Consider the following 22,683-nt stretch of genomic DNA (forward strand, 5'->3'; position numbering starts at 1 on the left):
AGGCTGTTATGATGGTTTATATTTAGCAAGAAATAAGATTTCGAGGTGCGGCATATGGCGGCGATCAAGAAAAGTTCTCTGGTGGACCAGGTGTATGAGACCCTGCGGGGGGAGATCATCACCCTTCAGCGGCCCCTGGGCAGCCGGCTGAACGTCAACGAACTCCAGGGGGAGCTGCAGGTGAGCTGTACCCCCATCCGGGAGGCGGTGAACCGGCTCCAGCAGGAGGGCCTGGTGCGCTATCAGGCCAACGTGGGGGCCAGCGTCCTGTCCCTGGACGCCCACGACGTGGAGGAGATCGAGTACCTGGCCGTCACCCTCCACTGCGCCGCCGCCCGGCTGGCGCTGACCCGCTGTGACACCGATTTTCTGGCCGGGCAGCTGGAAAAGCATCTGGAGGACTACCGCAAGGCCAAGAGCGTCAACGCCCAGGTGATGGCGGTGAACCACTTCATCGGGGTCTTTTACCACAACTGCGGCAACCGGCGGCTGGACGACAGCATGATCTCCATCCAGGGCCAACAACTGCTGCTGCGCTACCTCTACGCCACCCAGGGCGCAGACCGGGACAGGGACGAGGCGGACTACGCCGCCATCCTGGCCGCCGTCCGCCAGGGCGACGCCGACAGCGTGTGCCGCATCCTCACGGAAAACGCCGCCAGGTCCAGTGCGGCCATCCTCTCCCATCTGGATGCCTGATATGCAAAACTGCCGGAACAGAAGTTCCGGCAGTTTTTTTGCGCCTTAGATCGGGAACACAAGACTGGCCAGGGGATAAACCGCGGCCAAACAGACCACCACCGAAATGGGGATCATTACCGCGCCATATTTCATGGCATGACCGGTGGAGGCTCCGCTGCCCAGCACCACCGCCGAGGCGGCCGAGGCGGCGGGGGTCATGATGCCGATGTTGGCGGCGATGGCCACCACGATGGCCAGGGCGGCCACGTTGACCATGGGGGAAAGCCCCAGGGCGATGGGGGCCATCAGGGAAAAAGCGATGTTGGCGATGGCGTTGCAGGACATGAAGTTTGTAAAGATGGCGCAGAAGGCGGCCACCACCAGGACCAGCGGCACCCAGCTCGTCATCGTGGAGGTCATGGGATTCAAAAGATTTGCGATCCACACGGGAATCCCGGTGTTCTCCGCCGTGAGGCAGGGGGCCACCACGAACATACCGAATACCAGCAGGGCCGCCCCCCAGGGGATGTCGTTGATGGATTTGCTGAAGTCCAGCAGACGGTCGCCGTGCTCGTCCGTAACAACGAACATCAGCGCGATGCCCGCCACGGCGGGGCCGTTGATGGTGAGCGCGGACACAAAGGCCGCGGCCTCGGGGAGGAAGCCCCTGCACAGGTCGGGGAACAAAATGGCGGCAATGACCAGAGCGAAGATGATAACGGCGTTGCGCTCCCCTTTGCCCATCTTGGCGCTGACCTTTTGGGCGCGGCTTTCGGGGTCGTAGTTGATGAACTTGCTCACGTCGGGGCGGACAATAAAGCGGAACACCAGGAAGCTGAGCACACCTAGAATAATGGTACAGGGAACACCCACGGCCATATAGTCCATCATGGAGATGGTCATGCCGGTGGCGGACTCCACAAGGCCCATGATGATAATGGACACCGTGTGGGCGATGGGGGTGGCCGCATAGCCCCACATGCTGTACCAAATGATGCCCAGGTACATGGTGGAGGCAAACTTGGAGTCGTCCTCGTAGCCGATCTCCCGGCACAGCTCTCTGGCCACGGGCAGGGCGATCAGTGCGCAGGCAGCCACGTCCAGGAAACAGCCGATGATGTAGATCGCCGCGAAATAGAAGGCAAAGAACAGCCACGGCCTGCCCCGCAGGATTTTGCGGGTGACGAACCAGTTGATGACCCGGGCGATGAAGCCGGTGCGGCTCAGGGGAATGGTGATGGCGCTCATGGTGATGATGAGCAGGACGGGCACCGCGCCGGTGGTGAGCAGCGTGGCGAAGGGCATTACCCCCGCGATGGCGAACAGGAGCGCGGCAAAGATGCTGGTCCAGTCCGTGGCCACAAAGGTCCACAGATAGACGGTGGCCACGGCGGCGCCGATGGCCCGCACGCCGATGTCCGTCAGGCCGTTGGTGGCGGGGACCAGCAGGGAAATGAGTACATCCAGAAGAATCGCGATCAAAAAGTGTATCGTCTTTTTGTTCTTCATGTCTTGTTCTCCCCTCTCAAAACTTCCTATTTTTCTCTTATCCCAAATACACGTCCTGCTCCCGCAGGATACGCTGTACCTCCTTCACGTTCACCCGCCGGGGCTGCACACCCTCCTTGGCGGCCACCGCCGCGGCCACGCCGGCGGCCTGGCCGTACGCAAAACAGTGGGGCACCAAGTTGGTCAGGCTGTTGGCCGTCAGCTCGGAGGAGAAGCACCGCCCCGCCACCAAAAGGCCGTCCACCGTCCTGGGGATCAGGGTCCCCAGGGGGATCTGGGACGGCACCTGGGGCATCGCGGGATTCACCGTGGAGGGGATGACGGCGATCACATCGTCAAACTGCCTGCGGCCAAAAAGGTCTTCCTCGGTGAGGTGGTGGACCCCCAGCACCCGGCGGCTGCCCCGGGTGCCCAGCTGGGGCGCGGTGTCGTAGAGCCAGACATTTTCCAGGCCGGGGATCTTCTCCCTGCGCATATAGTCCATCACATCCAACAGCGTCCGGCGCACGATGGTCTCCACGGCGGTGAGGCCCTTGACCTCGATGCTGCTGTACCCCAGCACCCAGTTGTCCACCCACACCACGTCGTTGCGGGAGGTGGGGAACACCTTGAGGGAATAGCCCGCGATGCGGGCCATTTCGGCCTCGTGGGCCTTCAGGCCGGCGGGGTCCGCCTGGGCATAGGCCGCCAGCTTCTCAAAGTCGGCGCCGCCCAGCCGGTACACCACCGCCATGGAGGCGGTGCGGCTCACGTCGTGGACGATGTCCGCGTCTCCCACGGCGGACTCCATGCTGGATTTATCCACCTCGAACTCCGCGCCGGCGGAGGCAAAAATGTCGCCGTCGCCGGTGCAGTCCACCACTACCTTGCCCAGAACGGCGGCGCGCCCCTGCTTGCTTTCAAAACACACGCCCTTCACTGTTCCGTCCTCGCAGATGGCCTTGCACCCCCAACTGTGGAGGTAGAGGTCCACCCCCGCCTGCTCGACCATCTGAGAGAGGACGATCTTCATCAGGTCAGGGTCCACATAGCCGCCGTAGCAGACCTTGTTGTCCCAGGTCATATTGAAGTATTTGCTCCAATGGGCCAAAAGTTCCGGGTCCGTCCGTCCGGCGTCGGCGGCGTCGGGGCCGCATACGCCGCCCAGCTGGGTGAGCCGCTCCATGATCTCCAGCATCACGCCGCGGATCATCACCGTGTCACCGCTGCTGAGGGACGGGATGAGGATGACCTCGCCGCCGGTGGGCATGCCGCCCAGCTGGCCATAACGCTCCAGCAAAATGGTTTTCGCCCCCGCCCGCGCCGACGCGATGGCGGCCGCCGCTCCCGCCGAGCCGCCGCCCACCACCACCACGTCGGCCTCCGCCAAAACGGGGATTTGAGCCTGCTGTTCCAAATAAGTCCGCTGCATGTGATCTGCCTCCTTCTAACTGTTTGGCCTTCTACTGTGCAATATAACCTATAAAAGGCAATAACGGAAATACTTTTTAATCTATAACGTCATAGCTTAAGAGTTATAATATTTTACAAAATAAAAAATACGAGTTATAATAGAATATCAAAAGGAGGCGGGATACAATGACAGAACGGGACTATCGCTATTTTTGCGAGGTGGCAAACTGCCTCAATTTTACTGAGGCGGCCCGAAAGCTGTATATCTCTCAGCCTGCGCTCAGCAAGCAAATCGCCCGGCTGGAGGAAGAACTGGGGTTTCCGCTTTTTCTGCGCAGCAAGCACGAGGTGACCCTGGCCCCCGGCGGGGTGGTGATCCTTAAGGGGCTGGGCCAGCTCTCTGAAGGCTACCAGGAGCTTTTAAACCGGGCCAAGCTGGCCAACGAGGGAAAGACCGGGGCGCTGCGCATCGGCATCCAGGAAGGGCAGAGCATGGACTCGCACGTGCTGGAGCAGATCCGGGGCTTTCGTCTGCGTTACCCACAGGTGGCGCTGGATGTGGAGTGCCTGCCCTACCGTGAGCTGCTCAATGAGGTGCGCCAGGACCGGATGGACCTGGCCCTCCTCCTGTGCTTCAATGAGACAGACTTGGCCGGACTGCGGGTGCGGACGGTGCGGAAGATGCCCAGCTATATCATTTTGGCTCAGCAGCACCCACTGGCCCAATGCCTTGATGATTTGACCGTCCTCAACGACCTCCCACTGATCGTTGTGGGAGACGAACTGGTCCCGGAGGGGGCCCGGTTCGTGCTGGGCCAATGCGAGAAGTGCGGCATCCATCCCGCCCGGACACAGATGGTGCCTTCCTACTCCACCATGTACCTTCGCCTGGCCATGGGGGACGGCTTTTCTCTGATGAATCAAAACATCTGGTACTCCGACAGGGATCTGCTGTTTTTCCCCCTGCCCGAGGACCTATCTGTAATACGTATGGCCTGCTGGCAGGACGGAAGCCGCAACCCGGCGGTGCCGCTTTTCCTCTCTTCCCTTTAACTGAAAACCCCCTCCGGCGCATGCGCCGGAGGGGGTTTTATTCAAATGCCGTCTTTCAGCTTGACGATATACATACCGTCGTGCCAGGTGTCCAGGTAGATGTACCCCCGGTCGTCCACCACGCAGTCCTCAGTGGTGGCCAGCATGGGGCCGGGGACGGGGATATCAAAGAGCAGCTTCTCCGGGTTGGGGGGGATGAAATAGGCCAGCTCCTTGATGTAATAGGGGTCGGACACGTCGTAGACCCGCATCCCCGCGTGGAAATAGCAGCAGTAGACCCGGTTGGGGTCCTGGTCCAGCCAGGGCTTGCCGGACATGGGCTCGTGGATGTTGTGGGGGCCGAAGGGACCCTGGGCGCCGTCCAGGCCGGCGGTATTGAAGTTGGGCCAGGGGAAGTCCGCCGGGACCTCGGGATAGGGGAACTCCGCCACCAGCTGGGGGTCGGTGGGGTCGGAGATATCCACCATGTGCAGGTTGTTCATGGGCTGGGCGCCCTTGCCGGGGCCCTGGGAGAGAATCTCCTTATTGTAGAAAGGGAACCGCTCCCCCTCGTTGGTGGCCACCAGGAAATTGCGGCCGGGCAGGGGCAGGCAGGTGTGGGTGCGGGCGCCGGCGTACTTGCCGGAGAAGGGCCCCTTGAGCTGGAGCTGGCCGATCTTCCTGGGCCGGGTGATGTCGGAGATGTCCAACACGATGAGGCCGTCGGAGTAGTAGGACAGATAGGCCAAATTTCCCACCACGAAGGGAGGGCCGTGGAGCTGGGGCCAGTCCATGAACTGCCAGTGGCCCTCGGGGCCGTCCACGGGGTACTCCCCCTCCTTCATGCCGTCGGTGAACTGCTTAGGGTCCCACCAGCGGCCCACCTCCACCGGGTGGGTGGGGTCGATAATGTCCAGGATGCGGTAGATGTTGCCGGTAAAGCCCGGACAGTCGGCGGACAGGTGGACGTAGCGGCCGCCGTTGTACATGAAGCGGTGGACCCCCATGCCGTTTTCCACGCCGGTCTCCCACTTGCCCAGAAATTTGGGGTGTACGGGGTCTGTCTTGATGTCAAAGATTTGGAGGCTGCCCAGGCTCTTATCTCCGGGCTTACAGCCGTGAAGGAAGCTGACCCCGCCTCCGGTGGCGCCGATCATCAGCCCGTCGGCCACCTGGATCTTGGGGGTGTTGGTGGCGGGGTACTCCTTGGGGTCGCAGGCCTCCAGCCAGTTGACCACCGTGGGCTTAGTGGGGTCGGTCACGTCCACGATGTTCCAGCCGGGGCCCCGGAAGGAGCCGCAGTACATATAATATCTGCCGCCCTCGGTCTTGTTGAGGGCCATCTGAAAGGCGTTGACGCCGTTGAGGTCGCAAAAGCCCACCACGTCCATATTTTTGATGTAGCCCTGGTTGCCGGGGCTTTTCGCGTAAAAGGGTGCTGCCATAAAAATTTCCTCCTTTGAAAAACGGGCTTTGGACGTGATCGTACGATCACGTCCAAAGGCAGAGTGCAGTTGTCAATGGGCCATCTGGGGCATCCGGGGGGCCTTGGTGCACAGGGCCCCGCAGATGGGCATCCCCACGGCGAAGGTGATGAAGGCGGTGATGAGGGCCACCAGATAGGTCAGCGGGAAACTGGCGGCGAAGGCGATGAAGAACACGGGGCCCAGGGAGAAGCCCACGCCCAGGAACATCATCAGGAAGCTCATGACGAAGGTGAGCACGAAGGTGATGGACGCCACCCGCAGGATGTGGAACAGCAGGCCGTTCTCATTCTTCACCCGGCAGAACCGGGCGAAGCCGTCCCCCATGCCCTTGAGGTCGATGAAGGTGCCGATGGCGAAGGGGACGGTAAAGCCGGGGATGAAGTCCATCAAAAACTGCTCCAGGCCGAAGTTTCCGTTGCGCAGCTCCATGAAGATGGGCAGGACGATGGCGAACATCAGGCTGAAAATCGTGTTGAATACGAGGCCGAATTGATCCTTGCGAAACATAAAACATACCTCCAAAAATAGTTGAAGTGCTGTTTGCAGCGGGTTCCGCAAACCTTTTTTACCGCATGGTGATGTAGCCCCGGAACTGGGTGAGGTTGTCGCAGGCGGGGATGTCCGTGAGGAACATGCCCACGATGTTGAACTGGGGCTTCAGGAAGGGGAATGCCTCCTGCTGGGCCCAGGCGGGTTTTTTCAGGGCCTTGGCCCCCTCCACCGCCGCGGCGTACCACTCCTCCGGGCCGTCGAACCACAGCTCCACCAGCCGGTGGAAGGTGCAGCCCACCACGTCGTGGTAGATTTTGCTGGACAGGAAGCGGTTGACCTCCGGCCGGCTCTGGAAGTAGGGCACCACCTCCTCGTGGAACCAGCGCTCCCCCTCGGCCTCGCCGGCCTCTTCGGAATACTGGAGCACGAACTGCCAGCGGTAGTTGGGCCCGTCGCAGACCATGCGGCCCTTGCCCTTGAAGTCCTCCTCCCAGTTGATGGGCACGTGGGCGAAGACGAAGGGGGGGCAGCCGTTGTCGCCGCCCACGGCCCGGCCCGCGTCGCCGTCGATGTTCTCGCTGGGGGTCTCGTCGGTGTCGGGGACGCAGCCCTGCCACCGCAGCACGTCCAGGGGCATATACTCGGCGATGGCCTTGTTGCGCATCTCCGGCACCATCTCGTTCACCAGCCAGTAGTGCTCGGTCATCTGCATCCGCCGGGTGCCGAAGCGCTCCCCCTCCGGGGGAACGGGCAGGGCGTTGTAGAAGGCGTACTTGGTGACGTAGGGGCCGAAGTTGGAGATGCTGTCCTGGATGTGGTGGCCGTAAAGCCAATGCTGGAGCCGATGGCGGTACTCCTCCCGGCACACGTCCACGTAGATGACGCTGCGCATGGGGCGAAATTCCACTGACATGCCGCTTCCTCCTTATTTGCCCTCGGGCTTCATGGGCTGAATGAAGGCCTTATAGGCCGCCTGGCGGGCCTGGTACTTCTCGGTCTTCATGCTCTCGAACTTTTTGCCGGTGTTCTCCTTGATGTCGTTGCCATGGTGGAACTTGCCGGGCAGGGTATCGTGGAGGTGCTCCATCTGGCTCTCGGGGAAGGTGAAGGTGTAGCTGCCGTCCACGTTCTTCACCTCGCCGTGGGCCCCGCACAGGCAGCAGATGGCCTCGCCGTCGGCCAGGTAGAAGTTGCGGCTGTGGCAGTGGGGGCAGACCCCCGGTTCGCCCTGGTATGTAGCCTTGTCGAAGTCCTGGGCGGCCTGGGCGATGTTCACGCCCACCTGATGGGCCTGGGCTACCCGCTCGTCGTCCACCAGGATGGACAGGGCCCAGGGGAAGAGCTTGTTGTCGATGACCTTCCACATGGGGGTCAGCGCCAGCATCCCGGCGTCGCACTGCACTCGGGTGGTCCAGTCGGAGCCGCCGATGCACATGAAAGAGATGACCTTATCCTTCAAGATGCGGGGGTCGGGGGCCTTTCCGCCGGTCTCCTGGGCGATCTTGGTGCCGATGATGTTGTTGCCCCGGTCCATCCGGGGGCCAAAGCGGTCGGTGATGGTGTGGAACAGGCCGGTGGCCCCCTTTTCAAAGATGGGAGTGGCGAAAATGATGCCGTCCGCGTCCAGCATCTTGTCCAGCAGCCAGTCGAAGTCGTCCTTCAGCACGCAGCCGCCGCCCTTGCCGCCCAGCACGCTCTGGACGCAGGCAGTGCAGCCGGTGCAGTGCTCGATGTGCAGGTCCTGGAGCTGGATGAACTCCACCTCGGCCCCCTGCTCCCTGGCGCCCATCAGCGCCTCCTTGCACAGCCCGTCGTTGCTGCCGTTTCTCATGCCGCCGGAAATCCCGAGAATCTTCATGTCGCATTTCCCTTTCTCTTTTCAGCTTGACCCCGCCTTCGTGAGCGGGCGTTCTTTCCTTGTACAGAATAGAAGGTTTCACTTGATTTGGGAAATGCGGAAAACCGATGCCAGCGATACGTTTTTTGACTTGTTTTTTCAAAAGGCCATCGTTAGCTTTTCCTAACCGCAAAGGGAAGCTCTCCTTTTTGTGCAAAAACCTGCAGCGCCCCGGCCCGATGTGGTCAAAATCACGAATATTTCCCACTACAAGCATCGCTGCTATGCGAATTTCGCATCCATGATGCGGACAGGGCGGCTGTTTTGTGTTATACTGGAGAAAATCAGACGGCAGAGGAGTGGAAGCCGATGACCCTCAACCAGTTGGAGTGCTTTGTGGTGCTGGCCCAGCGGCTCAATTTCACCCAGGCGGCGGAGGCCCTGTTCATGGCCCAGCCTGCCCTGAGCCGCACCATCTCGGCCCTGGAGCAGGAGCTGGAGGTGCAGCTGTTCTACCGCAACTCCCGCAGCGTCTCCCTGACCCCGGCGGGGACGGCCTTCCTCCGGGAGTGCCCCCACATCTTCGAGAGCTACCGCCACAGCCTGGAAGCCGCCCGCCTGGCCCAGCAGGGCTACCAGGGCCAGGTCACCCTGGGCGTCCTCCAGGACGCCTTCGACCCCGCCGTGGTGGGCATCTTCCATGAGATGAAGGCCGCCTACCCCAAGATCCGCCTCACCCTGCAGGAGTACAGCCACTCGGAGCTGGTCCGCTACTTTGAGGCCGGGGCCCTGGACGCCATCGTCAACTTCGGGATGGACGCCTTTCCCGAAGAACAGGCCCGCTCCGTCACCCTGTGCCACAACCAGCAGTGCGCGGTGCTGCCCCTGTCCTCCCCCCTGTCCAAAAAGCCCCTTCTGCGAATGGAGGAGCTGCGGGACGAGCCCTTCGTGGTCATGTCCCGCACCGCCTCCCAGCCCGGCCACGACTTTTTATGGCACATGGCCGCCGACGCCGGCTTCGTGCCCAACGTGGTGGCCGAGGCCCGGCACATCCCCAGCCTGCTGACCTTGGTGGCCTGCGGCCTGGGGGTGACCACCCTGACCGACGACCTGGCCTATCTGGCCAAGGGGCAGGCCGCCTTCGTCCCCCTGGTGGGGGTGCCCTTTTCCAAGCACTCCTTCATCTGGAGAAAGGATGACCTCAATCCCTCCCTCCCCTTCCTGGTGGAGGTCGTGGAGCGGTGGGCCAAAAACGCCAACGAGCCCCGGGGGCCTGTTTCGCCCGGTTTTTAAAGCCCCCCCTCTTTCTTTGCCGGGCCGCTCTGCCGCCGCTACCAATTTCCCCACAATGTAAAAAGTCGGGCCGTTTCCAGGAGGAAACGTCCCGACTTTCTTTTTACAGGATGGGGTTCTCCGCCCGGGCCTTCAGCCGGGCCCAGCGGCGGTCCACCTCGGCCTGGATGTCCGCCACCACGTCCCGGTAGGCCGCCTCTTTCAAATGCCGGGTGCGGCCCATCATGGCCAGCCAGTCCACCACGGGGACCTTCTTCCCCGTTTTCTCCGGGTCATAGGAGAGGGACGTCCTGCCCTCCTCGATCTCATAAAGGGGAAAATAACAGCAGTCCACCGCCGCGCCGATGACCTTCCGCTCGGTACTGGGCTTGTCCCCCCAGTTGAGGGGGCAGGCGGAGAGGCACTTGACGTAGGCGGTGCCCCTCCGGGCGGCGTAATACTGGGCCTTGGCCGCCTTGCGGATGAAGTCGGCGGGGTTGGACTCCGCGCAAGTGGCCACGTAGGGCAGGCCCGTGGCCGCCATGATCTGGGGCATATCCTTGTGGAAAAACCGCTTGCCGTACTGCTCCGGCCCCAGGTGGGAGGTGGCGCTCCTGGCCCCCTTGGGGGTGGAGTAGGAGAGCTGGTAGCCGGTGTTCATATAGCCGCCGTTGTCGTACTCGAAAAGGATCACGTGATCCCCCCGCAGGGCGGTGCCCAGGGCGGAGCCCATTCCGATGTCCAGCCCGCCGTCGCCGCTGACCATGATGAAGGTGATGTCCCCCTCGGGCAGCTCCCCCCGCTTCTGCCGCTGGTGGTACATCTCCGCCAGACCCGCCAGCGTGGCGGCGCCGTTTTGAAAGAGGTTGTGGACATAGGGGACCTTGAAGGCGGTCTTGGGGTAGGGGGTGGTGACCACCATGCCGCAGCCGGTCTGGAAGAGGAGCACCACGTTGCCCTCGATGCCCCGCAGCAGCAGGTTCACGTTGACGGGGATGCCGCAGCCGGGACAGGCCCCGTGGCCGGGCGCCAAGCGCTTGGGCATGGCGGTGGTCTCGTTGACCCGGCCGCCCTCCACCCGAAGGGCGTCCCCGTCCGCCACGCACCGGGTCAGGCCGGGGGCGGCGGCCGCCCCCGCCACGGGCTTGAAATAGGGCTCCGGCGTGAAGCCCTCCTCCCCCGGATAGACCCCCAGGTAGTCAAACTCCGGGGCGGTTTCGTCAAAGCAGGTCTCCAGCAGCGCCCGGGCGTCGGCCTCGTAGAAGTCCCGGCCCCCCAGGCCGTAGACCCGGCTCAGGGTCCGGCAGGTCAGGCCCCCCTTCTGGAGGGCCGCCCGCAGCTCCAGAGTCATGTTGCCGCCCCCCGCCCCATAGCTGTCCTGGCGGTCCGCCATCAGAACGGTCTTGGCGTTCCGGCACAGCGCCGCCACCTCGTCGGCGGGGAAGGGCCGGAGGGCGGAGAGGGTGAACACCCCAACCTTTTTCCCCTCCTCCCGCAGCCGGTCCACGGCGGCCATGGCGGTGAAATAGCTGGAGCCCAGCACAAAGAGGAGGACGTCGGCGTCCCCGGCCCGGTGGCTGGGAACCACGCCGTACGCCCGGCCGGACAGGGCCGCGTACTCCGCGAAGACCTCGGGGATCACCCGCCGGGCCTCCTCCATGGCCAGGTGGAGCTGATACTTGTTGTTGAGGGTGTCCGGCTCGTTCATATAAGAGCCGATGGTGACGGGCCGCTCCGGGTCCAGAGCGGTCACCTCCCGGCGGCAGGGGCCCAGAAAGGCCCGCACGTCCTCGTCCCGCTCGAACACCGAGCAGTTGCGCTTTTGGTGGCTGGTGAAAAAGCCGTCAAAGGCCACGATGACGGGCAGGTCCAGCCGCTCCGCGATCTTCAGGCCGCAGAGGTTGAAGTCGTACACCGCCTGGGGCGACGGGGCGAAGAGGATGACCCACCCGGCGTTGAGGGCGTACATCAGATCGCTGTGGTCCCCCTTGATGGACAGCGGGCCGGACACCGTGCGGCAGGCCACGTTGAGCACCATGGGCATCCGGGTCCCGGACTGGACGGGGAGCTGCTCCAGGGCGTAGAGCAGGCCGTTGGCCGAGGTGGCGTTGAAGACCCGCCCGCCCCCGGCCGAGGCCCCGTAGCAGATGCCCGCGGCGCTGTGCTCCCCCTCGGCGGCCATGAGGGAGATATGATGTTCCCCGTCCGCCCCCATCTGGTCCAGGTATTCCGCGATTTGGGTGGAGGGGGTGATGGGGTAATAGCCCATCACGTGGTAGTCGATCTGCTTGGCGGCATAGGCCGCCAGCTCGTTGCCGCTTTCAAACAGCAGCTTCTGCCCTTTCGGCTCCATCACATCAGCCCTCCGTCCACACGTTTTTCGTCCAGGTACGACTCGCTGGTCACCCAGGAGTTGGCCCCCGCGTCCTCATATTCCAGCCGGTCCACGATAAGGTCCTGGTTGCGCAGAAACCACCGCTTCTCGGGATGCTCCCGCTCCCGGCCCGCCGCCAGGGCCCCCGTGGGGCACACGTCCACGCATCTCAGACAGCCCTTGCAGTGGTGGTAGTCCAGGCCGCTGTTGACCATGGCGGGCTTCCCCCGGTACTCCCCGGGCAGGAATTGGAACACCATGTCCGGGCAGGTGGTATCGCACAGGCCGCAGTGGATGCACTTTTCCTGCAAAAAGAGGGGGATATACCCCTCCCGGGAGGCGGAGAGGTCGTTGGAGACCATGTTCCCGAAATGGGGGTTGGCCCCACCCAGAGGGGCGTTGGCGTAGCCCCACCGGCTCCGGGGCTCCTCGTAGGGCACGGGGGCGTATTTCCCGTCCGGGGGAAAGTTCTTCTCCCGAAGGGCCCCGTACCCCTGCTCCACCCCGGCCAGATTTTGCTCCAGCAGGGCGGGATATTTTTTGCCCAGCGTGTCCGCCACAATGGCCTTCACCGCCTCCAGGGAAATGAAGCCGGAGGCCTTGGCGATGGCCCCCAGCAGGACCATGTTGATCCGGCTCTTGCTCTCCAGGGCCAGGCCCAGCGCGTCCACACAGCAGACCCTTCCGGCGAATAGGGCCAACTTGTCCCGGACGGCTTCGGGGGAGGCCTGGGTGTTGATGACGACGGCGCAGTCCTCCCCCACTCCCGCCGTCACCGGCAGCTTTCCCGCCAGAGCCTCGTGAAACAGGGCCAGCAGGTGAGGCCGCTCCACGGGGCTGTTGTGAAGGATCTCCCGGCCCGGCGCGCTGAAGCGCACGTTGGCCTTCACCGGCGAGCCCCGCTTTTCCGAGCCGTAGCTGGAAAAGGAGGCGGCGTTCAGCCCCAGGCGGGCCGCTCCCAACTCCCCCAGCAGCTTTCCGCAGAGGTTGGCCCCCAGCCCGCCGATGCTCTCCAGGCGCATCTCATAGTACCCGTTGTCGTTCACTCGGGGGAGCTTGACCGCGGCCGCCGCCCGCGGCTCCCCGACTGTCCCGTTTGACATGGCATAGCCTCCCAGCGCTTATTTGGGGATAGGTTTTCCATCCCCCGCCTTCGCTATTCGCCCGCATAAATTGCCCCCTTCGCGGAACAATGAACGGAGAATCAGACTAAAGGAGGGATGCCACTTGTTCAAGCACGAAAAAACCTACCTGCACCCGGTCCGGGTGGACAAGCCCAACCCCAACTACGCCGCCCTGCTCCAGGAACAGCTGGGCGGCCCCCAGGGCGAGCTGAAGAGCGCCATGCAATACCTGGCCCAGAGCTTCCGCATCAAGGACCCGGAAATCAAGGACCTCTTTTTGGACGTGGCCGCCGAGGAGCTGTGCCACATGGAGATGGTGGCCGCGGCGGTGAACATGCTCAACGGCCACGACCCGGACGCCATGAAGGCCACCGTGGGCAACGTGGAGGCCCACGTCCTCACCGGCCTCACCCCCATGCTGGCCAACGCCAGCGGCTACCTGTGGACGGCGGCCTACGTCAACGAGACCGGCGACGCCGCCGCCGACATCCTCTCGGACATCGCCGCCGAACAGCGGGCCAAGGTGGTCTATCAAAACCTCTACCGCCAAATTGACGACAAGGGCGTGCGGGACACCATCGACTTCCTCCTCAACCGGGAGGAGGCCCACAACACCATGTTCCGGGAGGCCTTCAACAAAATCCAGGACTCAGGCTCCCAAAAGGACTGGGGCGCCACGGTGGACTCCCGCATCTATTTCGATTTATCCCACCCCGGCACCCAGAGCTTCGACCCCGCCAAAAAACAGCCGCCCAGCTTCAATATCTGATCCCCGGACAGAGGGGCCCGCCGAAGGGCGGGCCCCTCTGTCTTTTCCGCCCTCGGTACGCACCCGCCGCCCGTCCCTTTCATAGACTGCCCTGTCACGGACAGAAAGGCGGGATTTTATGAAAAAAAGCCGAGAAACCTCCGCCCCCTCCCTCAAACGCTGCTTCGGCCTCTGGGAGACCATCACCATCAACGTGGGCACCGTCATCGGCGTGGGGCTCTTCACCCTGGGAGCCAACGTGGTCGGCCTGCTGGGCCCCTGGGTGTTCCTGGCCACCCTGCTGGCCCTGGGCATCAGCATCTACCCCTCCCTCCTTTACGCGGAAATGGGCGGCGCGCTCCCCTACGCGGGCGGCACCTACCAGTACGCCTCCCTGGGCCTGGGGCGGCCCTTCGGCGTGCTGGCGGGCTGGAACTTCATCATCTCCATGGTCTCGGTGGCCAGCGGCGAGGCCCTGGCCTTCGCCTTCTACCTGCGCACCCTCTTCCAAGCCCTGGGCATCCCCCTCCCCATCGGGGACAGGGCCGTGGCCTGCCTGGGGCTGGCCGGGTTCCTGCTGTTGGCCCTGCGGGGGGTGGAGTGGAGCGGCAGGCTGCAAAACGGATTTCTGTTCTTTTTCTGGGGGGTGGCCCTGGTGTGGGTCTGCTCCATGGCCCCCAGGCTCCAGTTCTCCTATTTCGCCGCCGGGCCGGGGGTGACGCCGCAGGGCTTTCTCCCCTGCGTGGCCCTGGTGTGGTGGTGCTTCGCCGGCTTCGAGACCTGCTGTGCCATGGGGGAGGAGATCAAACACCCCCAAATCAACCTGCCCCGGGCCCTTTTTTTGGCCCCCTTCCTGGTCTTCGCGGTCAACGGCCTCTTTCAGTGGGTGCTGGTCTGCATCGTCCCGCCCGAGGGGCTGCCCGCCCTGGCCGGGGCCGCCGCCCCCTACGCCAAGGGCATGGAGCTGGCGGGCGTGGCGGGCTTTCCGCTGATTTTGCTGTGCCTGGGCATCGCCTTCGGCGGGGACTTCTCCACCCTCAACGCCAGCGTATCCGCCCCCGCCCGCTACCTCTTCACCATGGCCCGGGACGGCGTCCTCCCCGCCGCCTTCGCCAAGGTCCACCCCAAATACCACACCCCATACGTCTCCATCCTGGCCCTGGGCGCCCTGATGCTCCTGCTGGTGAGCACCGGCTCCATCGACCACATCGCCTCTCTCTCCCTCTTTGCCACCCTCCTCTACTACGTCATCGGCATCGCCGCCGCCCTCGGCCTGCGGCGCCGGCGGCCCGACCTCCCCCGTCCCTACCGGGCCCCCCTCATTCGGCTGGGCGCACCGGTCAGCATCGCCGTCTACCTCCTGATGATGACCCAGCTGGAACCCTCCGGCGCGGCAATGGGGGCCGCCTGGTGCGTCCTGGGGCTGGCCGTCTGCCGTCCGGGGCGGCGTTCCGCCGGGCCCGCCGGCTCCTTCCCGCCCCCGCCTCTGCCTCCCTCCCTGGATGAAAAAGCCGCCATGGACCGGGAGTACCGCTTCTGGCGGGCGGCGGTGGGCATTGCCGTGGCCCTGGTCCTGGCCCTTTACGCCGTCGCCTTTCTCCTGTCCAAGGGGTGATACCGCCCTCCTTGTCCGCATATACTCCAACCAACGGTGAGGCGGACAAGGGGGCATTGCTTTGAGTCGTACGGGCGCGCGTTTGACGGAGGGAAACGTCTGGGGGACCATTCTGCGCTTTTCCCTCCCCTTTCTGCTGGCCAATCTGCTCCAGGCCCTCTACGGCGCCTCGGACCTCTTCATGGTGGGCCGCTTCGCGGACTCCGCCGGCGTTTCGGCGGTCTCCACCGGCGGACAGGTGATGCAGACCATCACCGGCCTGTCGGTGGGGCTCACCACCGGCGGCACGGTCCTCATCGGCCAGTATTACGGCGCGCGGCGGGGCCGGGACACGGTGGACGCGGTGAAAACCTGCCTGCTGCTCTTCGGCGCGCTGTCCGCCGTCATGGCGGCGGGGACCCTGTGGTTTTTGGACCCCATCTGCGCCCTCATGCAGGTCCCCCCGGAGGCCCTCTCCCTCACCCGGGACTATCTGCGCATCTGCGCCTGCGGCATTCCCTTCATCGTGGGCTATAACGCCGTCAGCGGCATCCTGCGGGGCTTGGGGGACTCCAGGACCCCCCTTCTTTTCATCACCCTGGCCTGCGTCATCAACGTCTCCACCGACCTCCTCTTCGTCGGCGTGCTGCGCATGGGCGCCCCCGGCGCGGCGGTGTCCACGGTCATCGCCCAGATCGCCAGCCTGGCCCTGGCGGGGTGCTACCTGCTGGCCAAGGGCCACCTGGCCAAATACCGCCGGGGCAGGCCCCGGTTTCAGGCCGTGGCGGCCCGGGAAATGCTGTCGGCTGGTCTGCCCATTGCCGTCCAGGAGGGATTGGTCAACGCCTCCTTCCTGGTCATCACGGCCCTCATCAACCACATGGGGCTGGTGGCCTCCGCCTCCGTTGGCGTGGCGGAAAAGCTCATCGTGTTCAGCATGCTCCCCACCACCGCCTTCGCCTCCGCCATTGCCGCCGTCACCGCCCAGCACAAGGGCGCCGGGCTCATGGGCAGGGCCCGGCGGTGCCTGGGGGTGGGCATCCTCCTCTCCCTGCTGTTCGGCCTGGCCTGTTTCCTCGCCGCCCAATTTGCCGGGCCCGCCCTGGTGGGCCTTTTCTCCAAGGACCCCAGCGTCATCGCCGCCGGGGCCCGGTATCTGCGCTCTTACAGCCTGGACTGCGTGGTGGTCTGCTTCGTCTTCTGCCTCAACGCCTACTTCAGCGGCGGCGGCCACCCCGTCTTTCCGCTGGTCCACTCCCTGGCCTCCACCTGCCTGGTACGGGTCCCCCTCTCCTGGTATCTGAGCCGGGTGCCCCACGCCGACCTCTTTTATATCGGCTTCGCCGCCCCGGCGGCGAGCCTGCTCTCCCTGGGCCTCTGCCGGGTCTATTTGGCGGTCACCACAAGGCGGGCAAGGAGCAAAGGGGGAGAATAGCGTGTCAAAAAGCCCTTCGCCCAACCACCGGCGAAGGGTTTTTTATCGGACGCCCCCCGGCCAGCCGGGGGTGACAGGCACATCTGGTATTACGGCCCATTTCATTGCCCTATTTATAGCGTTTATGTGCATTTTTAGCTGAATTGTGTTCAAAATCAAGTGATATTCATTGCTTTGTTGCCCGCGTAGTGATATGATAATGTTACTATGCAAAATATGTAAACTGAAAACAAACAGCTGGAGATGAAGGATATGAAACGATTCCTAGCACTGGCGGCAGCCCTGTCTATGGCGCTTCAGTTCTGCGCGGCAGGCGCGTCGGCGGCGGATGGGGACGCACCGGGGAAAACGCCCGTGACCATCGTGGCCGAGCTCACCCAGGAAGCGGTATACAGCGGCGAGGTCCAGTATCCCACCGCCGTGACACAGCCGGAGGGCGTGGAGCTGAGCTATTCCTTACAGCCCAAGGACGCGGATACCTACGCCGTCACCATCACCGCGGCGGACCCGGAACGGTATGACGCCGAGCCTGTGACGGTGGACTTCACCATTCAAAAGGCCAAGGTAGTCCTGGACCCCGAATTTGGCTATATGGTCAGCAAAAAGGGCTACGACGGGACCACCGAAGTCGGCGGAATCGTGATCCTGGCACCGGGAGTAAACGGGGAATACCCCCAGGCCGACGCCGACTTTACCTTTGAAACCCCCGACGCGGGGAAGGACAAACGGGTTCTGGTCAGCAATCTCACCCTGACCAAGCCATGGGATAAAAATTACGAGCTGGACCCCGACTACGACTTTGAGGCCTATCCGGTCACTTCCACCATCGACCCGGCCCCGTGCACCATCGTCATCCAGGGCGAGCTGGCCCAGGAGCCCGGCGCGGTGGAGCCCCTGACCGCCCAGACCGAGCCGGAGGGCCTGCCCTACGCCATCACCTATAACGGCGCCGACACCCTGCCCGTCGATGAGGGCCGCTACACCGTGGAGGCCAGCGTCACCAACACCAATTACGCGGGCGTGAGCCAGGCAGTCCTCACCGTGGGCGAGCCCCCCGAGCCTGACACACTGGAGAGTGCCGGTGTCACGGACCCGGCCCTGCGCAAGTTCGTGATGGACCAGATCGGAGCGGCCGACCGGGAGGATGCGCCCTACGTCGTCACCAAGGGCGACATGCGCCGTCTGGGCGTGGTCACGCTGGAGAACGTGTCCAATCTGGACGGACTGGAGTACGCGGACGGTTTGCGGGGCCTGATGATCGAGGGCGGCGAGCTGTCGGATCTGACCCCACTGACACAGGTGCACAACTTGAATCTGGAGCGCCTCTCCATCAAGGGAACGAATATTACCTCCTTTCCTCCCCTTGACAATCTCAGCGACTTTGGAAAGAGGAACTTCAATACCCTGGAACTGGAAAACAATGCGCTTACAGACATTACCGGCATTTCCTCCATCCCGAATCTGGAGGCGGCCCGTCTCAGCGGCAACCAGATTTCCAACCTGTCGCCGCTGAGCGGCAAGGCTTCGCTCCAGGTATTGGAGCTGAGTGATAACGCCGTCACCAGTCTGCAGGACCTAAAAAATCTGTCCAACCTCAAGCTCCTCTGGCTGGACGGCAATCCGGGCATCACCGACGTCTCCCCCCTGAAAAACCTGACCGGCCTGGAACAGCTTGACCTAAGCGGCACCAGCCCCAGCGTCGGCAGCCTGGCCGCTCTTTCTTCCCTTCCGGTACAAGCCTTGAACGTAAATAACCTCTATCCGGAAGGGGGCGGAGACGGGATGGGGGCCGCCCTCGCCCTGCTGTGGGAAACGAATGAGGAAGGAAAAGAGGGTCAACCCACCCAGCTCTTGAAACAGGTCCGCTCCCTGCACCTGTCGGGGCTGGGCCTGTCCAACCCGTCCTTTTTGAGGCTTCTGGTAAGCAAGGCGCAGTCGGTAAGTGAGGACCCCCTTGTGGAAACAGATGTGGCCCCCTTCCTCTTTATCGACCTGTCCAAGAACAGGTTCCTTGCCGGCGATTATGTCCAGGCCGAGCTGGACCTGCTGCGGGAGAGCGGGGCCACCGTCTGGTTCCAGGGCCAGGAGCCCGGCGAGGACTCCCTGGCGGTCCCCTCCATCCCGGTGGGAAACTACAAAGTCATGGCCGTCCTGCAGGCGCCCCCTTACGCCCTGCCGGACAGCGTCACCAATCTCAAGCTCACCTTCCGAAACATGGACTCCCCCCTGCCGGCGGGCTCCGTCCTCTCCCTGGACCTTCCCGGCGTCGAACCCATCGGTGACACCAGTCTGACCCTGGAGCAGCCGTTGGGCCGGGACGAACAGCTGGAGCTGTCCGTCTCCTTCCGCCTGTCCAGCGACGCCACCGACAGCGTGACGGCGAAGGCCTACCTCACCCCTCTGGGCGGCGAGCGCACGCAGGTCGACGTCTTCACCGTGCGTATCCTGCGGGCCACCATCAACCTCCCCACCGCCATCAAGGCCGGTGAGCCCTTCGGCGTCTACGGAGAGACCGTACCCAACGCGACACTGGACATCCAGTACCGCAGCCACCCGGAGGAGGGCACACCCGATGACTCCGGCTGGCAGACGGCCGGCGCCAGCATGTTCTATACCGCGATCAAGCAGTCGGACTCCTGGTATACCGCCATGCTTAAGCTCCAAACTTCCGGCACCTTCGACTTCCGCCTCCAAGCCACCCGCTCCGGAAAAACCTACTGTTCCGAGCCCGCTACCGTCGTCAGCCGGGACGCCTATCCCGTCATCGACCATGTCATCGTCAACAACGGGTGGAGCAATCTGATCGAGAAAAACCCGGAGGTGGGCGTCCCCACTTTCACCGCCTGGACCAACGCGAGGCTGATCGGCAATCCCTTCACCCTCTTTGTAAAATTCAAGGATGGGAGCCTCCCGGACCCGGAGGAGGGCACTCCCCCGCCCAGCGTGGCCTTCCACTTCGGCGGCATCGTCGTGCAGGCGGTCAAGAACGAAAAAGGCTACTACACCGCCACCCTCTCCGGCTGGTCCACCACGGGCGTCAAGCAGGTCATCGCCACGGTGACGGCGCAGGAGGAGGTCTACCAATTCGTCATCGCCCAGGTCACGGTCCTCATCGACCCCTCGGGCGTCATCTACGACCAGTCCGGCCAGCCCATAGCGGGGGCCTCCGTCACCCTCTATCAGTGGGACGAAACCAACGGCAAATGGTTTGACACCCCCTGGGACGCCAACAGCCACTTGCAGGTCAACCCCCAGACCACAGGCGCGGACGGGGCTTACGGCTGGATGGTCCCCGCGGGGGTCTATCAGGTCCGGGCCACGGCCCCGGGCTATCTGGACGCGGTCTACGGCACCGCTCCCCCTCTGGATTCCCCCGAGGGGAAGGACGTCATCCGCATCCCGCCCGTCCGAACCGACGTGGATATTACACTGAACAAGATCCAGAGCCCCGCCCAGGCCAAGGCCGCCGCCCAGACCTGGCTGGACGGCTTGACCGTTACCAACGACACCACGGCCGATGACATTTTGAACGGAGTCAAGGCCTGTCTGACCGACCCCCGCCTGACCGCAGTCTGGAAAGAGGGGGCCGGCTTTGCCAAGACGCCCGCCACCGCCTCCGCCCCGGGCAGCATCTCCGGCACGATCCTGCTGGCGCAGAACGGCGCACCCGCCGCCCTGGCCCGGGACAGCGGCGAGACAGCCGAACTCACGATCTCCAAAACCATCGCCAAACTGCCGGCCGCCAATGCCCCCGACGGCATCGGCGGCGGCGGGGGCGGCGGAGGTGGCGGAGGCGGCGGCTCCCCCTCCCCCAAGCCGGAAGCCAAGCCGGACGCGGCCCCGCAGACCCCGGAGCCGGCGCCCGATACGGCCCCCGCCGAATCCACCAACGCCCAAATCTTCGCCAAGCTGACCGACGTGTCCTCCCACTGGGCCGCCGACAGCATTCGCGCCGTGGTGGAGCGGGGCCTCTTCAACGGCCTCAGCGAGGACACCTTTGCCCCCGACGGGGGCATGACCCGCTCCATGATGGTCACCGTTCTTTACCGGCTGGCGGGCCAGCCGGTAACCAAGGCGGACTCCGCCTTCGCTGACGTCCCGGCGGACACATGGTACACCGGGGCGGTGGCCTGGGCCGCCGATTCTCAGATCGTGACGGGAACGGACAGCGGCTTCTCCCCGGAAAACCTGGTGACCCGGGAGCAGATGGCGGTCATGCTGTACCAGTACGCCAAGCTGGCCGGGCTGGCCCCCCAGGCCGACCCGGAGCGACTCCAGGCCCACACCGACGCCGCTGAAATCGACGCCTGGGCCCGGGATGCCATGTCCTGGACGGTGGAACAGGGCCTTCTGGGCGGCTATCCCGACGGCACGCTGCGCCCTCAGGCCAACGCCACCCGGGCCGAGGTCTCCGTGGTCCTTCTGCGTTTGATCTCCCTGATGCCCTCCGGGGCATAAGCCCCGTCTTTATCCCCTTCCCCCACATACAAACACACATGGGAGGAACCTATGATAAAACCTTGCGGAGCACTCAAGCTCGTGGTCATCGGCACGGGACACATCGGCACCTACATGCGCATTTGCTACCAGCGGGCGGCGGGTGGAGTCCTGCGCGGAAATGTCCTTCTGAATAAGGCCACTCCCAACGGATTGGCGGCGCTGGAGCGGGACTTTGACTGTGAGGTCGCCGTGGGCGGCACCCTGGACGCCCTGCGCCGGATGGAACCGGACCTGGTGCTGGTCTGCCCGCCCCCCAGGCAGATCCCTCCAGTGGTCACCGATTCCCTGGCCCCCTACTGCCGGGAACAGCGGGAGAGGGGCGGCGTCCTGCCCGACATCCTCAGCTTCGCCCCCACCCCCAGCGTGGATTATTTCTATGAGCGGCTGGGCCCCGACGTCAACGCCGTCAAGGTCCTGCCCAATATGTTCTACTCCGTGGCGGGCCTTTCCTCGGCCTATCTGGAGGCCAATTTCATCACCTTCAGCGACGCCCACCCCTGGCCGGAGGCCAACCGGGCCCGGCTCTACGATTTCCTCTCCCCCCTGGTCAACACCATTGAGGTGCGGGAAGAGGACTCCGTCCCCTATCTGGGTATGCGCAACGCCGCCCACTGCTACTACGACATGTGCTACCTGTTCGCGGACATGCTCTCCGCCCGTGGGCTCTCCGGCGGCCATCAGGAGGCCGCCAGCGTCATGCGCGCCGCCCTGCGCCGGACCTGGGACGACCTGCCCCGGGCGCTGGTCCCCTGCTCCATGGACAGCCTGGACCCCCACTGCGCCCAATTCGTGGCCGACTGCGCCGTCACCTGGCTGAAGGGGGTATGCGACTTCGCCCCGGAGGCCGCCCTCCCCGATGACGCCGGGCACGTGGTCCGGGCCTACCGGGCCGAGGCCTACCTGGTGACCCTCTGCCTCCTCTCCCGGCCCGAGCTGGACCGGATGACCGCCCAGCTTGCCACCAAGGGGGGCGTGTGTGAAAAGTCGGGGCTCTTTTTCCAGGCCGAATGCCGGGACATGCTGGCCGGGGCTTTCGGCTTCTGGCTGGACCACCAGCCGCTGCCCGAGGGCTGGTGGGCCCGCTGGCGGGCCATGGGGCTGGAGGCCGCCCGGGCCATCGCCCGCCACGGCCTCACCCTCTGCGGATGAGTTATTTCAAATAAAAAGCAGTCCGTCCCCAGTTGGGGACGGACTGCTTTTTATTAT

At 64.1% G+C, this 22,683-nt stretch carries 16 protein-coding genes; 8 read left to right on the plus strand and 8 right to left on the minus strand.

The genetic code is table 11. From position 1 onward, the window contains the following. Positions 1–54 precede the first annotated feature (54 nt). Positions 55–699 (plus strand): GntR family transcriptional regulator, encoded by a 645-nt coding sequence (locus tag AAEU42_RS13755; RefSeq protein WP_342234145.1) that lies wholly within the window; start codon positions 55–57, stop codon positions 697–699. 45 nt (positions 700–744) lie between these two features. Here the strand turns inward: AAEU42_RS13755 and AAEU42_RS13760 are convergent, their stop codons facing one another. Further along, complete coding sequence (locus AAEU42_RS13760) at positions 745–2,190, minus strand: SLC13 family permease (protein ID WP_342234146.1); 1,446 nt, start codon at positions 2,188–2,190, stop codon at positions 745–747. A gap of 37 nt (positions 2,191–2,227) precedes the next feature. After that, a complete protein-coding gene (locus AAEU42_RS13765; protein ID WP_342234147.1) occupies positions 2,228–3,601 on the minus strand; it encodes an FAD-dependent oxidoreductase in 1,374 nt (457 codons plus the stop codon). Positions 3,602–3,768: 167 nt separating this feature from the next. On the opposite strand from AAEU42_RS13765, the gene AAEU42_RS13770 reads away from it, so the two are divergent. Further along, positions 3,769–4,635: a LysR family transcriptional regulator gene (locus AAEU42_RS13770; RefSeq protein ID WP_342234148.1), complete on the plus strand. Its 867-nt coding sequence runs from the start codon at positions 3,769–3,771 to the stop codon at positions 4,633–4,635. A 41-nt stretch (positions 4,636–4,676) separates the two neighbouring features. Here the strand turns inward: AAEU42_RS13770 and AAEU42_RS13775 are convergent, their stop codons facing one another. From AAEU42_RS13775 to AAEU42_RS13790, 4 genes are all read right to left on the minus strand, one after another. After that, positions 4,677–6,059 (minus strand): LVIVD repeat-containing protein, encoded by a 1,383-nt coding sequence (locus AAEU42_RS13775; protein WP_342234149.1) that lies wholly within the window; start codon positions 6,057–6,059, stop codon positions 4,677–4,679. Positions 6,060–6,131: 72 nt separating this feature from the next. Beyond that, positions 6,132–6,608: a hypothetical protein gene (locus AAEU42_RS13780; protein ID WP_342234150.1), complete on the minus strand. Its 477-nt coding sequence runs from the start codon at positions 6,606–6,608 to the stop codon at positions 6,132–6,134. 58 nt (positions 6,609–6,666) lie between these two features. Next, on the minus strand, positions 6,667–7,506 hold the full coding sequence (locus AAEU42_RS13785) for an acetyl-CoA hydrolase (RefSeq protein ID WP_342234151.1): 840 nt from the start codon (positions 7,504–7,506) through the stop codon (positions 6,667–6,669). A 12-nt stretch (positions 7,507–7,518) separates the two neighbouring features. Further along, entirely contained in the window at positions 7,519–8,451 is a 933-nt protein-coding gene (locus tag AAEU42_RS13790) for a flavodoxin family protein (protein WP_342234152.1), read from the minus strand. 348 nt (positions 8,452–8,799) lie between these two features. Here AAEU42_RS13790 and AAEU42_RS13795 point away from each other — a divergent pair, with 348 nt between their 5' ends. After that, on the plus strand, positions 8,800–9,723 hold the full coding sequence (locus tag AAEU42_RS13795) for a LysR family transcriptional regulator (protein WP_342234153.1): 924 nt from the start codon (positions 8,800–8,802) through the stop codon (positions 9,721–9,723). A gap of 103 nt (positions 9,724–9,826) precedes the next feature. Here the strand turns inward: AAEU42_RS13795 and AAEU42_RS13800 are convergent, their stop codons facing one another. Both AAEU42_RS13800 and AAEU42_RS13805 read right to left on the minus strand, forming a co-directional pair. After that, the gene (locus tag AAEU42_RS13800) at positions 9,827–12,055 is read right to left on the minus strand and encodes a thiamine pyrophosphate-dependent enzyme (protein ID WP_342234266.1); all 2,229 of its coding nucleotides are present in this window, start codon (positions 12,053–12,055) and stop codon (positions 9,827–9,829) included. Further along, a complete protein-coding gene (locus tag AAEU42_RS13805) occupies positions 12,055–13,179 on the minus strand; it encodes a 2-oxoacid:acceptor oxidoreductase family protein (protein WP_342234154.1) in 1,125 nt (374 codons plus the stop codon). Before AAEU42_RS13805 ends, AAEU42_RS13800 begins: the two co-directional genes overlap by 1 nt. Positions 13,180–13,303: 124 nt before the next feature. Between AAEU42_RS13805 and AAEU42_RS13810 the strand changes: the two genes are divergently transcribed. The 5 genes from AAEU42_RS13810 to AAEU42_RS13830 all read left to right on the plus strand — a co-directional run bounded on the left by AAEU42_RS13810 (position 13,304) and on the right by AAEU42_RS13830 (position 22,626). Continuing rightward, positions 13,304–13,969 (plus strand): manganese catalase family protein, encoded by a 666-nt coding sequence (locus AAEU42_RS13810; protein WP_342234155.1) that lies wholly within the window; start codon positions 13,304–13,306, stop codon positions 13,967–13,969. A 118-nt stretch (positions 13,970–14,087) separates the two neighbouring features. Continuing rightward, the gene (locus AAEU42_RS13815) at positions 14,088–15,563 is read left to right on the plus strand and encodes an APC family permease (protein WP_342234156.1); all 1,476 of its coding nucleotides are present in this window, start codon (positions 14,088–14,090) and stop codon (positions 15,561–15,563) included. A 61-nt stretch (positions 15,564–15,624) separates the two neighbouring features. Beyond that, positions 15,625–16,977, plus strand: coding sequence for an MATE family efflux transporter (locus AAEU42_RS13820; protein WP_342234157.1), 1,353 nt, complete (start codon positions 15,625–15,627; stop codon positions 16,975–16,977). Positions 16,978–17,229: 252 nt separating this feature from the next. Next, positions 17,230–21,435, plus strand: a complete 4,206-nt coding sequence (locus tag AAEU42_RS13825; protein WP_342234158.1) for an S-layer homology domain-containing protein — start codon at positions 17,230–17,232, stop codon at positions 21,433–21,435. Positions 21,436–21,486: 51 nt separating this feature from the next. Beyond that, on the plus strand, positions 21,487–22,626 hold the full coding sequence (locus AAEU42_RS13830) for a hypothetical protein (protein WP_342234159.1): 1,140 nt from the start codon (positions 21,487–21,489) through the stop codon (positions 22,624–22,626). The last annotated feature ends 57 nt before the right edge of the window (positions 22,627–22,683 follow it).

This window comes from Pseudoflavonifractor phocaeensis (assembly GCF_038439875.1).
Lineage (GTDB): Bacteria > Bacillota > Clostridia > Oscillospirales > Oscillospiraceae > Vermiculatibacterium.

What these genes read in the sequence shown, in the direction of transcription:
- AAEU42_RS13755 (WP_342234145.1), top strand. Translation starts at nt 55, where the DNA reads ATGGCGGCGATCAAGAAAAGTTCTCTGGTGGACCAGGTGTATGAGACC.
- AAEU42_RS13760 (WP_342234146.1), bottom strand. Translation starts at nt 2,190, where the DNA reads ATGAAGAACAAAAAGACGATACACTTTTTGATCGCGATTCTTCTGGAT.
- AAEU42_RS13765 (WP_342234147.1), bottom strand. Translation starts at nt 3,601, where the DNA reads ATGCAGCGGACTTATTTGGAACAGCAGGCTCAAATCCCCGTTTTGGCG.
- AAEU42_RS13770 (WP_342234148.1), top strand. Translation starts at nt 3,769, where the DNA reads ATGACAGAACGGGACTATCGCTATTTTTGCGAGGTGGCAAACTGCCTC.
- AAEU42_RS13775 (WP_342234149.1), bottom strand. Translation starts at nt 6,059, where the DNA reads ATGGCAGCACCCTTTTACGCGAAAAGCCCCGGCAACCAGGGCTACATC.
- AAEU42_RS13780 (WP_342234150.1), bottom strand. Translation starts at nt 6,608, where the DNA reads ATGTTTCGCAAGGATCAATTCGGCCTCGTATTCAACACGATTTTCAGC.
- AAEU42_RS13785 (WP_342234151.1), bottom strand. Translation starts at nt 7,506, where the DNA reads ATGTCAGTGGAATTTCGCCCCATGCGCAGCGTCATCTACGTGGACGTG.
- AAEU42_RS13790 (WP_342234152.1), bottom strand. Translation starts at nt 8,451, where the DNA reads ATGAAGATTCTCGGGATTTCCGGCGGCATGAGAAACGGCAGCAACGAC.
- AAEU42_RS13795 (WP_342234153.1), top strand. Translation starts at nt 8,800, where the DNA reads ATGACCCTCAACCAGTTGGAGTGCTTTGTGGTGCTGGCCCAGCGGCTC.
- AAEU42_RS13800 (WP_342234266.1), bottom strand. Translation starts at nt 12,055, where the DNA reads ATGGAGCCGAAAGGGCAGAAGCTGCTGTTTGAAAGCGGCAACGAGCTG.
- AAEU42_RS13805 (WP_342234154.1), bottom strand. Translation starts at nt 13,179, where the DNA reads ATGTCAAACGGGACAGTCGGGGAGCCGCGGGCGGCGGCCGCGGTCAAG.
- AAEU42_RS13815 (WP_342234156.1), top strand. Translation starts at nt 14,088, where the DNA reads ATGAAAAAAAGCCGAGAAACCTCCGCCCCCTCCCTCAAACGCTGCTTC.
- AAEU42_RS13825 (WP_342234158.1), top strand. Translation starts at nt 17,230, where the DNA reads ATGAAACGATTCCTAGCACTGGCGGCAGCCCTGTCTATGGCGCTTCAG.
- AAEU42_RS13830 (WP_342234159.1), top strand. Translation starts at nt 21,487, where the DNA reads ATGATAAAACCTTGCGGAGCACTCAAGCTCGTGGTCATCGGCACGGGA.